This is a genomic window from Leptotrichia sp. oral taxon 215 str. W9775 (assembly GCF_000469505.1).
Classification (GTDB): domain Bacteria; phylum Fusobacteriota; class Fusobacteriia; order Fusobacteriales; family Leptotrichiaceae; genus Leptotrichia_A.
On sequence record NZ_KI272826.1, the window covers coordinates 68,440 to 84,029 of the forward strand.

10 protein-coding genes are annotated in these 15,590 nt (G+C 32.9%); 7 read left to right on the top strand and 3 right to left on the bottom strand.

Annotated elements, in window-relative coordinates; translation table 11 throughout:
* Positions 1-328: 328 nt before the first annotated feature.
* The 6 genes from nifJ to HMPREF1984_RS01370 all read left to right on the top strand — a co-directional run bounded on the left by nifJ (position 329) and on the right by HMPREF1984_RS01370 (position 9,469).
* Positions 329-3,868 (top strand): pyruvate:ferredoxin (flavodoxin) oxidoreductase, encoded by a 3,540-nt coding sequence (gene nifJ / locus HMPREF1984_RS01345; protein ID WP_021766074.1) that lies wholly within the window; start codon positions 329-331, stop codon positions 3,866-3,868.
* Between the two features lie 392 nt (positions 3,869-4,260).
* Complete coding sequence (locus HMPREF1984_RS01350; protein WP_198011740.1) at positions 4,261-4,719, top strand: CPBP family intramembrane glutamic endopeptidase; 459 nt, start codon at positions 4,261-4,263, stop codon at positions 4,717-4,719.
* Positions 4,712-5,290, top strand: a complete 579-nt coding sequence (locus tag HMPREF1984_RS01355; RefSeq protein ID WP_021766076.1) for a CPBP family intramembrane glutamic endopeptidase — start codon at positions 4,712-4,714, stop codon at positions 5,288-5,290. Before HMPREF1984_RS01350 ends, HMPREF1984_RS01355 begins: the two co-directional genes overlap by 8 nt.
* Positions 5,291-5,525: 235 nt before the next feature.
* A complete protein-coding gene (locus HMPREF1984_RS01360; RefSeq protein ID WP_036099344.1) occupies positions 5,526-6,293 on the top strand; it encodes an NUDIX domain-containing protein in 768 nt (255 codons plus the stop codon).
* A gap of 110 nt (positions 6,294-6,403) precedes the next feature.
* Complete coding sequence (recG, locus tag HMPREF1984_RS01365; protein WP_021766078.1) at positions 6,404-8,482, top strand: ATP-dependent DNA helicase RecG; 2,079 nt, start codon at positions 6,404-6,406, stop codon at positions 8,480-8,482.
* Between the two features lie 87 nt (positions 8,483-8,569).
* The gene (locus HMPREF1984_RS01370) at positions 8,570-9,469 is read left to right on the top strand and encodes a DMT family transporter (protein ID WP_021766079.1); all 900 of its coding nucleotides are present in this window, start codon (positions 8,570-8,572) and stop codon (positions 9,467-9,469) included.
* Between the two features lie 109 nt (positions 9,470-9,578).
* On the opposite strand, the gene HMPREF1984_RS01375 is transcribed toward HMPREF1984_RS01370, so the two are convergent.
* Genes HMPREF1984_RS01375 through HMPREF1984_RS10845 form a run of 3 tightly spaced genes read right to left on the bottom strand, consistent with a single transcriptional unit; the run spans position 9,579 to position 13,178 of the window.
* The gene (locus HMPREF1984_RS01375) at positions 9,579-10,325 is read right to left on the bottom strand and encodes a DUF6339 family protein (protein WP_021766080.1); all 747 of its coding nucleotides are present in this window, start codon (positions 10,323-10,325) and stop codon (positions 9,579-9,581) included.
* On the bottom strand, positions 10,322-11,188 hold the full coding sequence (locus HMPREF1984_RS01380) for a hypothetical protein (protein WP_021766081.1): 867 nt from the start codon (positions 11,186-11,188) through the stop codon (positions 10,322-10,324). The genes HMPREF1984_RS01375 and HMPREF1984_RS01380 overlap by 4 nt, the downstream gene beginning before the upstream one ends.
* Positions 11,172-13,178 carry a hypothetical protein gene (locus HMPREF1984_RS10845; RefSeq protein WP_021766082.1) on the bottom strand — a complete coding sequence of 669 codons (2,007 nt, stop codon included), beginning with the start codon at positions 13,176-13,178 and terminating at the stop codon, positions 11,172-11,174. The genes HMPREF1984_RS01380 and HMPREF1984_RS10845 overlap by 17 nt, the downstream gene beginning before the upstream one ends.
* Positions 13,179-13,406: 228 nt before the next feature.
* Here HMPREF1984_RS10845 and HMPREF1984_RS01390 point away from each other — a divergent pair, with 228 nt between their 5' ends.
* Entirely contained in the window at positions 13,407-15,572 is a 2,166-nt protein-coding gene (locus tag HMPREF1984_RS01390) for a Tex family protein (protein ID WP_036099346.1), read from the top strand.
* Positions 15,573-15,590 lie beyond the last annotated feature (18 nt).

Below are 15,590 nucleotides of genomic sequence, written 5' to 3' on the forward strand. Positions count from 1 at the left end.
TAAGCAAACTGCTAATTGCAAAAAATGTATAGTTTATATATTTTTTATAATTAAACACTATAACCATAATTAAAATATATATTATTCTGTAAAAAGAAAATGAAAAAATACTTTGAAATTTAAAATAATTTTAGAGAAAAATGCCTAAAATCAGAGTAATTATGAAATAATTACAAATAAAATATACTTTGATATGCAAATTATATACTTTTCAAACTAAATAAAAAAACCTCAAAGCAAAGAAAACACTTGACTAGAGAGCTTTAAAATTGTATCATTGTATAGATAAATAAAGACAATTTATATAAATAATTTTTTAGGAGGAACAATGGCTAAAGTGATGAAAACGATGGACGGAAGTCAGGCGGCAGCTCATGCAGCGTATGCATTTACAGAAGTTGCTGGAATATATCCTATAACTCCTTCATCAAACATGGCAGAATTCGTAGATCAGTGGGCTGCTTATGGTAAGACAAATTTATTCGGAACACCGGTGAAAGTGGTGGAAATGCAATCGGAAGCAGGTGCAGCGGGAACAGTTCACGGATCATTACAAGCGGGGGCTTTAACAACAACATTTACTGCATCACAGGGATTGTTGCTTAAAATACCAAATATGTATAAAATCGCAGGGGAATTATTACCAGGAGTTATACATGTGTCTGCGAGAGCGATATCAGCACAGGCATTATCAATTTTCGGAGATCACCAGGATATTTATGCGGCAAGAATGACTGGATGGACAATGCTTGCAACAGGATCAGTACAGGAAGTAATGGATTTAGCTGGGGTTGCACATTTGGCGGCAATCAAATCAAGAGTACCTGTAATGCACTTCTTTGATGGATTCAGAACTTCACACGAAATAAACAAAGTAGAAGTAATGGATTATGAAGTATATGACAGATTATTAGACAGAAAAGCAGTTCAGGAATTCAGGGAAAGAGCAGTAAACCCTGAAAAACCGGTAACAAGAGGAACAGCACAAAATGATGATATTTACTTCCAGGCAAGAGAAGCACAAAATAAATTCTATGACGCAGTACCTGATATAGTAAATGACTACATGAAGGAAATAAACAAAGTAACTGGAAGACACTATGCACCATTTGTATATTATGGAGCGGAAGATGCTGAAAGAGTAATCGTAGCAATGGGATCAGTTACTGAAACAATTAAGGAAACAGTAGATTTCTTAGCTAAACAGGGAGTAAAAGTAGGACTTTTATCTGTTCACTTATACAGACCATTCTCTGAAAAATACTTCTTTGATGCAATGCCTAAAACTGTAAAGAAAATAGCAGTATTAGATAGAACAAAAGAACCTGGAGCTTTAGGAGATCCTTTATATCTTGATGTAAAAGCGCTTTACTATGGAAAAGAAAATGCACCTGTTATAGTTGCAGGAAGATATGGATTATCTTCAAAAGATACTACTCCTGAACAAATGATAGCAGTTTATAAAAACTTGGCTCAACCTGAACCAAAAGACCACTTTACAGTAGGTATAGTAGATGACGTTACATTTACATCATTACCTCTTGAAGAAGAAATCTTTGCAGGAAATGAAGATTCAAAAGAATGTTTATTCTTCGGACTTGGATCTGACGGAACAGTAGGAGCAAATAAAAACTCAATAAAAATAATCGGAGATAAAACAGATTTATATGCTCAAGGATATTTTGCATATGACTCAAAGAAATCTGGAGGGGTAACAAGATCACACCTTAGATTTAGTAAACATCCAATAAGATCTACTTACCTTGTTACAAAACCTAACTTTGTTGCATGTTCAGTTCCTGCATATATGGGAAAATATGACATGATTTCAGGATTAAGAGAAGGTGGAACATTCCTTCTTAACACAATCTGGGATAAAGATAGAGTTGTTGAAACTATACCAAATGAAATAAAAAGAGAACTTGCAAGAAAGAAAGCCAGATTCTTTATTATAAATGCAACAGAACTTGCAAAAGAAGTTGGACTTGGAAACAGAACAAATACAATAATGCAGTCAGCGTTCTTCTATTTGACACAGGTAATACCTTATGAAGAAGCTAAGGGTTACATGAAAGACTATGCTGAAAAGACTTATGGAAGAAAAGGTCATGACGTAGTTGAGAAAAACTGGGCTGCAGTAGATAAAGGAACTGAAGGACTTGAAGAAATTCCTGTAGATCCTTCATGGGCAGATTTACCAGTAAATGAAGAAATTATAGAATCTAACAAACCGGAATTTGTAAAAAGAATAGCAGATCCTGTTAATGCAATAAAAGGATATGATTTACCTGTATCAGCATTTATAGGATATGAAGACGGTACATTTGAAAATGGTACAACACACTATGAAAAAAGAGGAATTGCAGTTGACGTACCTGAATGGCAACCTGATATGTGTATTCAGTGTAACCAATGTGCTTACGTATGTCCTCATGCGGTAATAAGACCATTCTTAATAGATGAAAAAGAAATGGCGGCATCACCTGAAGGAATGCCTACAATAAAAGCTATTGGAAAAGGATTTGAAAATCTTCAGTTTAAAATACAGGTTTCACCTTTAGACTGTACAGGATGTGGATCATGTGTTAACGTATGTCCAGCACCAAAAGGAAAAGCAATTGTAATGAAACCTATTGATTCGCAATTAGAAAGAAAAGAAGATGTATATACAGATTACCTGTTTAACAATGTTACATATAAAGATAAAATAATGGGTAAAGGAACTGTAAAAGGATCACAGTTTGCAAAACCATTGTTTGAATTCTCTGGAGCATGTGCAGGATGTGGAGAAACACCTTACGTTAAACTTATAACTCAGTTATTTGGAGAAAGAATGATGATTGCGAACGCAACAGGATGTTCTTCAATTTACGGAGGTTCAGCACCATCTACTCCATATACTACAAATTCATGTGGAGAAGGTCCGGCATGGGCATCTTCATTATTTGAAGATAACGCAGAATACGGATATGGAATGTTCCAAGCTGTAAATACTGTAAGACATAGAATAGCTAAATTAATGACTGAGTGTGAAAGTGAAGTAGCACCTGAACTAGCCGACTTATTTGTTGAATGGAGAGAAAACATTAATGACGGTGATAAAACAACTGAATTAAGAGATAAAATGATTCCTTTACTTGAAAAAGAAACAGGAGCAAAAGCAAAAGAAATTCTTGAGCTTAAACAGTATCTTGTTAAAAAATCAATATGGATGTTCGGAGGAGACGGATGGGCATACGATATTGGTTATGGAGGACTTGATCACGTACTGGCATCAGGAGACGATGTAAATATACTTGTACTTGATACGGAAGTTTACTCAAATACAGGAGGACAGGCATCTAAATCTTCACCAGCAGGATCAGTTGCAAAATTTGCTTCTGCAGGAAAACCAGTTAAGAAAAAAGACTTGGCAGCAATTTCTATGACATATGGAAACATCTATGTTGCAAGAATTTCAATGGGAGCTAACCAGAACCAGGCATTGAAGGCAATAAGAGAAGCTGAAGCTTATCCAGGACCTTCAATAATAATAGCTTACTCACCATGTATAGCACATGGATTGAAAGAAGGTATGGGAAAATCTCAAACCGAAGAAAAACTTGCTACTGAAGTTGGATACTGGCCAATCTTAAGATTCGATCCAAGATTAGCTGAAAAAGGAAAAAATCCTTTACAGTTAGATTCAAAATCTCCTGCATGGGATAAATATGAAGAATTCCTGAAGAGAGAAAGAAGATATACTACATTACTTGCAGAGTTCCCTGATCATGCAAAAGTATTGTTTGAAATGAACCTTAAAAATGCAAAAGATACATGGAACTACTATAAGAGAATGGCAGCAATGGATTACTCGACAGAAGAATAATTACATAATGTAATAAAATTTTCAGAATAAATAGCCTGCATTAAAACTGTTCACGGTTTTGATGTGGGCTTTTTACATTGTGGATAGTTTCAGGGAATTATTTATAGTTATCGGAAAATATTATTAATATAAGATTCTTATCGATGTATAACTAAAGTATATTTTACTTTTTTTAATTTAGTTTATATAATTAAGAAAAAAAGGAGGAGATTACTATTCAGAAGAAAAAGTTTGGCAAGAATGAGATATATTTAATAATTAATATTATGATGCTTCAGATTATATATTTGTTACTGACAGTTTACACTAATAATATTGAGTTTCTCAGATTAAGGTTATTAGTTACAACAAAAGAAATTCTTAAGCCATTTTATATTTATGGAAGAAAGTCCGTGTATCTTATAATTCCTATAGCGGAAGAGATGATTTTTAGAAAATGGACATATGACTTTTTAAAGACAAGAACTAAATTTTATAATTTGATTCAGGCTGTTCTGTTTGCATTATTTCATATGATACTTATTGATAAAGTAAAAATTGAGGAAAATATTACAATCAGCTTTTTCTTTTCAATAATAACAGGGGTTGTTTACGGAAATATAAAGGAAAAGACAGGGAATTTGAACTGGTGCATATTTTTTCATTCAGTATACTGTTTTACTTTTGCTTTTATTGGATTAATATATATTGAATTTTTTGCAGATATGATTGAAAAAGTTTCCAAATTAAGAATAACGGAGATGAGAACACTTCCTTATATATTTGCTATTTCTTTGGTAATTTTTATCTGGACTTTAAAGAAAATAGGAATGAACTACTATTCATTGAAAGGTGGGGAAAAATATGAATAGAAATAAAAGTATGTATTTTTATCTTGCTGTTCATCTTCTTAGTTTGTCCTTATTAGTTGCGGTTGCACTATTTATTTTGAATAACATAAAATATTTTGATGAAATAATGGGAAATTATGGAACAAAAATATCAAAACTTTCATCAAACTACATAGAAGTAATTAAGACAGTTATCATTGCTCCGATATCAGAAGAAGTTATATTCAGGGAATGGATATATAATTTTTTGAAAAAAAGAACTAAATTTTATAATCTTATTCAGGCATTCCTGTTTGCTCTATTTCATTTTATATTAGTACAGTCTATATATGCTTTTATATTTGGAATTTTTTTAGGAAATGTAAAAAGAAAGACAGATAGTTTAGAGACAGTGATATTCTGTCATAGTTTTTATAATTTATCAGGACTTCCATATTTAGGATACATTTATTATTATCCAATAGAATTTATAGTTAAAAAATTTTTACATACAGAAAATTTTATAGTCATGGCTGTAGCCTTATCAATACTTCCAATAATTACATTTATATGGAGCTGGAAAAAACTTGGAAAAGATCTTTACAAGCTATAAAAAATCTCTAAAAGACAGGGTATTAGTATTGACAAATGACATAAATAAAGGTATCATTTGGGAGAGAGAAAATGTGGAGTAGACATATAACCTGAAATGATATAATTACTGAAATTTATTTTTATAAGTAAAATACATTATAAAATAGATATTTAATGAAGATATGGTTTACATTCCAAGAAGAAATGTAAGCCATATTTTGATTTTAGAAATATTGAAAAAAGGGAGGGAAAATATGCTTACAACATTGTGTTATCTTGAAAAGGATAATAAATATCTGATGTTACATAGAAATAAAAAGGAAATAGATATAAATAAAGGGAAATGGCTTGGTGTAGGCGGAAAACTGGAAAATGGGGAAACTCCTGAAGAATGTCTGAGAAGGGAAGTCAGGGAAGAAACAGGATATGAGCTTAACAGTTTTGAGAACAGGGGACTTGTGATTTTCAACTATAATGCTGATGAGCCGCTGTTTATGTATCTTTATACGAGTTCTGATTTTAGTGGGATACAGAAGGAATGTGACGAAGGGGATTTAAAATGGATTTCAAAAGATGAAGTTCTTGAGCTTAAGCTATGGGAAGGGGATAAGATTTTCCTGAAACTGCTATTTGAAAACTCTCCATTCTTTTATCTGACTTTAGATTATGAAAATGATGATTTAATAGGGTCAAAATTGGAATTTAAGCAGGAATACAGTTCTTTTGAGGTTTTTGTTCCAGAAAAATACGTAGAAAAAATTGTGGAGAATCTGCAAAGATATTCCCTGCTGACAGAAGGATTTTACGCTGATGTCTACTCCACATCTGACACTGTGGGGCATTGGAAAACTCTGGAAGGAGGAAGTCCTTTTGATGGAGAAGTGGGAAAATCCAGTGTTGCAGATGAAAAAATAATGAAGTTCAGGGTAAAAAGAGAATTTGAGGAGCTGGCATATTATCTGGTAAAAGAGGCTCATCCTTATGAAACTGCGGTTATTAATGTATTCAGGATGGAAGTGTAGGATTAAGAAAAAAAGAAATATGATAAATAACAAACTTATCTCCTTTAAAATTATCATATAATATGATAATATAGTGGAAGGTAAGTATTATATTAAAACGGAAGTGTGAAATGGCAACATATAATTTATTATTTAAAAATTTGGAAGAATTAAAAATAAAAGGTGTCGGAAAAACAAATATAAGTAAATTTAATAAACTTGGAGTATTCACTTTGCATGATTTACTCTATTTTTTTCCGAGAGCCTACGAAGACAGGACAAATAGCAAAAATATTGTAAATCTCCTGCAGGATGAGTTTGCTGCAGTAAGGGGAGTTATTATAAATGTTACAACTCAGTATATAAAAGCAGGAAGGACAATGTTTAAAGCTATATTGAAGGATGATACCGGAATAATGGAATTAGTCTGGTTTAATAACAGATATATAAAAAGCTATATAAAAATAGGTGATGAGCTTCTTGTATACGGAAAAGTGAAAAAATCTGCAAAATTCCAGATGGTAAATCCTGAATATAAAAGACTGGATGAAAACGGTCTTGTAAAGGGGAAAAGTGGTGAACAGATATTGCCCATTTATCCTTCTACAGCTTCATTGAGGCAGGAATCAATAAGAAAAATAATAAATGATGCACTGCTTGATTATGGATACCTACTGGAGGAAAATATTCCTGAAGAGCTTTTAAAAAAGGGAAAACTGCTTTCAAGAAAGGAAGCTATATTAAATGTCCATTTTCCTGAAAGCTTTGAAAAGAAGGAGGAAGCAAAGAGGAGATTTATGCTGGAGGAAATTCTCCTTCTGGAAATGGGAATACTGCAGAACAGATTTGAAACAGATAAGGCAAATAACAATATTTATGAAATAGAAGATAATAAAAAGCTTGTCAGTAAATTTATAGACAGCCTTGAATATGATCTTACAAAGGCACAGAAACGTGTAGTTGCAGAAATTTATAAAGAACTTAAGGCAGGAAAAATAGTAAACAGGCTTATACAGGGGGATGTGGGTTCAGGGAAAACAATAGTTTCGCTGATTATGCTGCTGTATATGGCAGAAAACAGTTATCAGGGAGTCATAATGGCACCTACGGAAATTCTTGCCACCCAGCATTACCTTGGAATTGTGGATGAATTTATGAATCTTGATGTGAGGGTGGAACTGCTGACAGGAAGTGTAAAAGGGAAAAAAAGGGAAAAACTTCTGGCAGAGATAGAAAATGGACTTGTGGACATTGTCATAGGAACACATGCCCTCATTGAAAATGATGTGATATTTAAAAATCTTGGATTAATTATAATAGATGAGCAGCACAGGTTTGGAGTCACCCAGAGGAAGCTTCTCAGGGAAAAGGGAAGCCTTGCCAACCTTATTGTAATGAGTGCAACTCCGATTCCACGTTCGCTGGCACTTACAATATATGGAGATCTGGATGTTTCAATTATTGATGAACTGCCTGTTGGAAGAATGCCTATAAAGACAAAGTGGATTAAGGACAAAGCTGAAAGGCAGAAAATGTACAACTTCATTGCAAAAAAAATTAAGGAAGGAAGACAGGTATATGTTGTTTCTCCGCTTATTGAAGAAAGTGAAACATTAAATGTGAAATCGGCTCAGGAAACATTTGAAGAATACAGCGGGATATTTCCTGACAGAAGAATTGGGCTAATTCATGGGAAGCAGAATTATAAGGAAAAACAGGAAGTTATGAGCAAGTTTAAGAAACATGAACTTGACATACTGGTTTCCACGACAGTAATCGAAGTGGGAGTCAATGTTCCAAATGCTTCAATAATGGTAATACGTGATGCCCAGAGATTTGGTCTTTCATCCCTTCACCAGCTGCGTGGAAGAGTAGGGAGAGGTCAGTATCAGTCATACTGTTTTCTGGAGTCAGAAACTGATAATGAACTTTCTGCAAGACGTCTGGAAGTTATGGAAAAAACCACTGACGGATTTAAAATAGCTGAGGAAGATTTGAAATTGAGAAATTCAGGAGAAATAATGGGAACACGTCAGAGCGGAGTTTCAGATATGGTACTGACGGATATTGTGAAAAATGTAAAGGAAATAAAATATATCCGTGACTATGTAATAAAATATCTTGAAAAGAATAACGGAAAAGTGGAAAATGAATATTTGAGACTTGACATATATGAGAAATTTCATAAAAATGGAAAGATAGAAAATTAAAAAAATTATTTTAAAAACAGGTACTTCTAATATTCTATACTGAAAAAATTAAATAATTTTTTATTTAAACGGAAAGGATTTCAATAAATGAAAAAATTAGTAAAAAGATATATTGCAGAATCGGGACTGCTTTTAATAGGAATTCTCTGGGGAATGGGATTTGTTACTGTAAAGATTGGACTAAATGCAGGAATGAACACATTTTATCTTATGTGGCTCAGATTTCTGGGGAGTTTTGTGCTACTGTCCATATTATTCAGGAAAAAAATAAAGAAAGTTTCAAAGGATGATTTGAAGGCTGGAGTAATACTGGGAATTATCCAGTATTTCGGCTATGTTTTCCAGACATATGGAGCGGCACATACAACCGTAGGAAAAAATGCCTTTTTTACAGCAATTAATGTAATAATCGTACCTTATATATTTTGGATGTTAAATAAGAAAAGACCTGATATATTTTCTTTTTCTGCTTCAATTATTTGTCTAATTGGAGTGGGAATAATGAGTCTTGACAGCAACCTGAATTTTACTCACCTTAATAAAGGTGATGTAATGACAATAATATCAGCATTTTTCTTTGCGTTGCAGGTGGCTTATACAGGATATTTCGGAAGAAAAGTTCATCCGATGAATTTAGTACTTCTCCAGATGCTTGTAGGAGGTCTGTTGTTTGCAGGAACACAGTTTGCAACTTCAGGATTAAGGGAAGTTATACCACTTCATGGAGAAACTTTGATGGCAATTATTTATGCAGTAGTATTTTCAACAGCAATCCCTATGCTGCTTCAAATATACTGTCAAAGACTGACAACTGCTACAAGGGCTTCTATACTGATGTCGACTGAATCAATGTTTGCACCTATATTTGCTTTCTTGGTCTTAGGAGAAATGATGACATTACGTGTTGCACTGGGAGCTGTTTTTATACTGTTTTCAGTAGTTGTTTCTGAAACAAAGCTGGGAATGGTAAAGGAAGCAAATTTATAAACATTTAAATAAATGAACTAAAAAAGAACATGATTTACAAAAACTTCTGATTTTATAAGTTTTCTAATCATGTTCTTTTTATTGATTCTTTTCATTCAAAATAGATTTTCTAATCCATTATCAGTAGAAGATTATCTATTTTTTCTGTAATTTTTTCCTTAAGTTCATTTTCCTCAAAATAATCAAGAAGATATGTTCCCCCTAAAATATTGAGGTATATGATAATTTCATTAAATAATTTTGTCTTTATTCTTACTCCATTTTTTTCAAAATCATAAATGGCAGATAAAAAAGCTTTTGTAACAGTAGGACTGTTACTGAAACTGCTTGAAAAAAGATACAGAAGCTTTGTTCTGAAATCTGTTTTAAAAACATTAAGCAGTTCAAACGGATCAGCATGTGTTCCGTCATAAACAAGATGTCCTGTCCACCATAATCTTGCTAAAGGATGCATAATAAGGGACTTTCTTTTTCCATGTGAAAAGAAAAAAGTGTTTTTTATCAGATTTTCAGTTATTTCTTTTTTATCGAAGGAATTTCTATATTTCACATAATCCCAGAAATCACTATGTGCCATTCCGGCCCATAAATTTTCATTTGATGCTTCTACAACTGATAAATTTTTCATTGCAGAATAAAGAATTTTTACATTTTCCAAATCAGTTTTTTCAGGCTCTTCAGAAGACATATCCAAATTAAATTGAGGAACTTCCTTTTTAAATTCGAGGAAGGGTGAATTATCGTCAAAAAACTTGAAAATCCAGTCGTTTGTACTTGATTTATAGTTTTCAAGATTAATTTCAACGTTTTTTCTCAATGTTTCAAGAGAAATTTCCTTTAAAAAATTCAGTATCATACTATTTCCTCCTCGCTCTGTTCAAGTTCCATCATTGCATTGAAACTTCTGCTTACAGGGAAATTTATTATTTTTTGTGCCAAGTCATATGAAAACTCCCTTTCAAGCGTTTCCCTGCTCAGTTCAATATTCATATTTGCCAGCACTTTTTTAATTGTCTTAAACCAGCTGTATTCTTCAAAAGTTTCCAAATCAGAATTTTTTAGGTTTTCAAAGACATAAATCAATGTTGGGAAAATAACTGAGGAATGAAGCAGTGGCTGAAAAATTCCCTTTGACAATATTGAATACTGTTCGTATTCTGTTTTATAAAGTGAAATCCCAATTCTGTCATTCATCATATCAATTTCCATTCCGCTTTTATCTTCAGAATTCTTTTTCAGTATTAAAAATATTGAAGGCATCTGAACAAGATTATCCTTTTCCTTTTCAATTTCAATGTTGAAAGGCTTAGCAATTGCAAGGATATTGGCTTTTTCAATATTAAAAGAAACATCCTTATAATCATCATTGAAGTTTTTATTTGTATAGTTGTCAATCTGCGTTTTTGCTATAATGAAAAAACAGATGTTTATTTTATTGTTAAGCAGGGATTCGTGTATGGAAATATTTTCAAATCCAAGTTTTGATTTTATTATAGTTCTGTAAGAAGTAGAAGGACATTCTATGTGGAATACAAATTCCGCATACTCCTCTTCTATAAGTTTTAATAACTTTTCATCATCTGTATTTGCAGTCAGATGGAAAATTATTTCGTCACCCTTTCTTCCAACTTTCAGGTTTGATGTGAAGGAAGAATTTACATAGTCATCTGAAAAATAAGTAAGTACAGGGTAAGGATAAAGTCTATACTCTATATTCATATAATTCCACCTCCATCGAACATTCATCGGAATAATTTAAAATAAAGGTCATAACAAATTTTTCATCTTTTTTCAAATTTTCAATGTATATTTTATCCTGGTTCAGAAGAAGGGAATTGTCAATGCTGTCATCCTTGTATGCATTTCTTATTTTTGACTTAAGGTTATTCTGTTCTCCTGAAAGGCTTATACGTACACAGGCTTTTTCAATATCCCTCTGAGGAGATATTACAAGTCTGTATTTTTTCATTTTCTTATTTAGTAATATTAAACGCAGACCTACATCTTCAACACGATTTATTTCCTGTATTTCAGTAACATTATTATCAGAATTTAATATGGAAAATTCATTTTTCAGATATTTTTCCTCTTCAGTTATATTTGCCACATTTCCAAATACTGAATCAGCAACTTCCATAACTTCGTCATTAAAGTCATCTGTAATGTTCATTCTAGGATTGTTGAAATCATCACTGGTTTTAGGTATAGTTTTTATATTTCTCTTTTTAGGATTTTCAGTAATCTGCTCAGCAGAAACTTTTCTTGTTTCATCACTTATCTTATCAATTTTGCTATTTTCAACACTTGCATCAAGAAGCAGAAGATTATCAGGCAGGAATTTTCCTATTCCTTCAACTTCCATATGTTCATCAACATTGCTTCTGCCAAGTTCTATAATCTTGTTTATAATCAGCTGTTTCAGTTCCCTTAAAACATTTTTTGCATTTTTGTCGGGATGTCTGTCAGGTTCCCAGCTGTCATGCTGAGGAGCTTCCATCTGTTTGAAATAACTGTTAAGATTATCTCCGCTTAAAATAAAGATGGCAGAGAATCTTATATTTGATGGCAATCTGTCCAAATCAAATATTTTCATTCCATTTGCCCGTGAAATGAGAACTTTTCTGTTTAAGTTGTCGTATAAAATTTTCAGTTCAAAAGGTCCTAAATCCCTGAAAGTATCCCCAAGGAAGAAACTGTTAGGATGTTCTCCGGGGTTGTCAGTAGATGTAAGTACCTGATAGTAACTCCATATAGACTGATATTTTTTGTCTTCGTTTATTTTGAAACTTTCAATTATATTTTTCAGAGTATTTTCTGAAATTGTTATATCTCCAATTTTAACAACAAGGTTTTTATTGTATATCGCCACAAGGAAGTTATCCAGTATAGCTATTACAAGTTCTTCCTGCCAGTTGTCAGCATTCAGGAAACCTGCTATGTAAAGGTCGGTTCCGGTAGTACCGTTTCTCTTGAAGGAAGAATCAAGATTAAGTTCTTCAAATAATGGAGTATTCTTTTCTGTTTCTCCGTAGTATCCTATTCCCTGTGTAAATTTTTCAGTATTTCCTACCTTCCATTTTGGAGGACCTGACATTGAAATCTGATATCCCATTCCCTGTGTATTTTTATTATCTTCTATCGGGAAGGAAATAAGTCTCGAAACACCTTGAGAAGCAAGAATTCCGTCTGTATCAAAACTTGTATAGAAGACAGTTCTTATATCAGAGCATGCAAAAGGGGCGGATTTACCGATACCGTAACTTCCACCTGTTGCACCTTGCTTATCAGAAATACCTGAAGATTTTATCAGGCTATGCCATGGATTTACTTTGTATGGTTCCTTTGAACCTGTCAGTCCTGTAGTGTTAAAATCACTAATTCTTAAAATATCTATACTTTTTTCATTCATTTTGCCACAGGCTTTTTCAAAGAAAATCTTTGATTTCTGATCTGTTTCAAAATGAAGACATGTGTTTAGGGCTTCATCTAATTTTGCATAACCCGGCAGATTTTTTGTTTTTATCTGGAATTTCGAAAATTCCACAGTTACCGGTACTGAAGCGTCAAGACGTGCGTCCAGTGAGTTCTGGCATACCTCCTTTGCCAGAGAAGAAAACAGAGTCCCTCTGTAAGTTTCAATTCCTGCTTCGCTTATTCCGTGCCTTTGGGCATAGTTGCTTTCAGGAAAATTCCAATTTATATTACTCATATATTATAAAAACTGAAATTTCTATAACTTTCAGTTTACACCCTCCTTTAAAATTATATATTATTATACTTTAAATTTATCATAAATAATTTACAATAGTCAATAGTTTTTAAAAAAATATTTGAAAAACTAGTCATTTTATTCAAATTATGTTAAAATACTAAATAGATTATAAAATAAAAAACATAAAACAGACAGAAATTTTAAAGAATAGTTGGAGGAAAAATCTTGGAAATCTTAAGTAGTGTGGCAAAGGAATTAAACCTAAAATTGTCACAGGTTGAAAACACCGTAAACCTTTTTGATGAAGGTGCGACTGTTCCCTTTATAGCACGTTACAGAAAAGAAGTTACTGGTAATCTGGATGAAGAGCAGATAAGGGAAGTAATTGAAAAAGTTACATACTACAGAAATCTTGAAAAAAGAAAAGAAGAAGTTATAAGGCTTATAGAAGAGCAGGGAAAACTTACTGAAGAACTGAAAGCAAGCATAACAAACGCTTTAAAACTGCAGGAAGTGGAAGATCTGTATCTGCCTTATAAGAAAAAGAAAAAGACAAAAGCCGATATTGCAAAGGATCAGGGACTGGAACCGTTATCAATATTCGCTTTATTGCCGAAAACAACTATGGATTCCTTAAAAACTGAAGCAGAAAAATATATTACAGAAGAAGTTCCTACAGTGGAAGCTGCAATTGAAGGGGTACATCTGATTATTGCACAGAATTTATCTGAAGACATAAAAATAAGGGAATTTTTAAGGGAAAGAATTGCAAAATATGGAATACTTACTTCAAAAGTAATTGAAAAGAATAAAGGCGAAGATGAAAAAGGCGTGTATCAGGATTATTATGAATATTCAGAAGCTATTGAAAAGGCGGCTTCAAATAGAATTCTAGCATTAAACAGAGGAGAAAAGGAAAAAATTCTGAAGGTTGACATAGATATAGATGAAAAAACTGAAGAATTTATAATGAACTTCATACTGAAAACTTTTGGAAATAAAAATCTGACTGAATTTTACAGGGAAATTATAAGGGATTCCCTTGACAGACTTGCATATCCGTCAATAAAAAATGAAGTGAGAAATATATATACTGAAAAAGCCGAAGAGGAAGCAATAAATATATTTTCAGAAAATCTGGAAAAACTGCTGCTTCAGCCGCCATTATCTAAAAAAACACTTATGGGTCTTGATCCGGGATACAGGACAGGATGTAAAATGGTTGTTATAAATAAGGACGGATTCTATGAAACAAACGATGTTCTTTATCTTGTTGAGGAAATGCACAATCCAAGACAGCTTGCAGAGGCTAAAAAGAAAATATTAAACTACATTGATAAATATGGTGTGGATATAATAGCAATAGGAAATGGTACAGCATCGAGGGAAACAGAAAGCTTTGTAGCTAAAATAATAAAGGAAGCCAACAGACAGGTGTCATATCTGATAGTAAGTGAAGCAGGAGCATCAGTGTATTCGGCTTCAAAACTTGCGATAGAGGAGTTTCCTGATCTGGATGTTACTGCAAGGGGAGCAATATCAATTGCCAGAAGAATACAGGATCCTATGGCTGAGCTTGTAAAGATAGATCCGAAGTCAATAGGAGTTGGAATGTACCAGCATGATGTAAATCAGAAAAAATTAAACGAAACATTGGAACAGACGATAGAACACGTGGTAAATAATGTTGGAGTAAATATTAATACTGCGTCATGGGCACTTCTTAGCTTTGTATCAGGAATTAAGAAAAATGTGGCTAAAAATCTTGTGGATTACAGACATGAAAATGGGGACTTTAAAGATAGAAAACAGCTTAAGAAGGTAAAAGGTCTTGGAGACAAGGCGTTTGAGCAGATGGCAGGGTTCGTAGTGGTGCCTGATAGTGAAAATCCTCTTGACAATACAATAATTCACCCTGAATCCTATCATATTGCAGAAACAATACTGAAGGAAGCAGGATGTAAAGTTTCTGACCTGAAGGAAAATCTGGATGAAGTAAGACAGAAGCTGAAAACAGTTAATCTGGATAAAATTATAAAGGAAAATGACTTTGGGCCTCAGACTGCAAAAGATGTATATGAAGCGCTTTTGAAGGATAGAAGGGATCCAAGGGATGAATTTGAAAAGCCTTTATTAAGATCTGATATACTGAACATGGATGACCTTAAGGAAGGAATGGTTCTTGAAGGAACTGTTAGAAACGTCGCAAAATTTGGGGTTTTTGTAGATATAGGATTAAAAAATGATGCATTGATTCACATATCCCAAATATCGGATAAATTTGTATCAGATCCTACAAAAGTACTGTCAGTAGGACAAATAATAAAAGTTAAAATCCTATCACTTGACAAGGAAAGAGGAAGAGTGGGGCTTACAAGAAAAGGTATCTAATATTTTAAGTAATTAAAT

Coding starts and splice junctions, on each gene's coding strand:
- nifJ (WP_021766074.1), top strand. CDS start 329: ATGGCTAAAGTGATGAAAACGATGGACGGAAGTCAGGCGGCAGCTCAT.
- HMPREF1984_RS01355 (WP_021766076.1), top strand. CDS start 4,712: ATGAATAGAAATAAAAGTATGTATTTTTATCTTGCTGTTCATCTTCTT.
- HMPREF1984_RS01360 (WP_036099344.1), top strand. CDS start 5,526: ATGCTTACAACATTGTGTTATCTTGAAAAGGATAATAAATATCTGATG.
- recG (WP_021766078.1), top strand. CDS start 6,404: ATGGCAACATATAATTTATTATTTAAAAATTTGGAAGAATTAAAAATA.
- HMPREF1984_RS01370 (WP_021766079.1), top strand. CDS start 8,570: ATGAAAAAATTAGTAAAAAGATATATTGCAGAATCGGGACTGCTTTTA.
- HMPREF1984_RS01375 (WP_021766080.1), bottom strand. CDS start 10,325: ATGATACTGAATTTTTTAAAGGAAATTTCTCTTGAAACATTGAGAAAA.
- HMPREF1984_RS01380 (WP_021766081.1), bottom strand. CDS start 11,188: ATGAATATAGAGTATAGACTTTATCCTTACCCTGTACTTACTTATTTT.
- HMPREF1984_RS10845 (WP_021766082.1), bottom strand. CDS start 13,178: ATGAGTAATATAAATTGGAATTTTCCTGAAAGCAACTATGCCCAAAGG.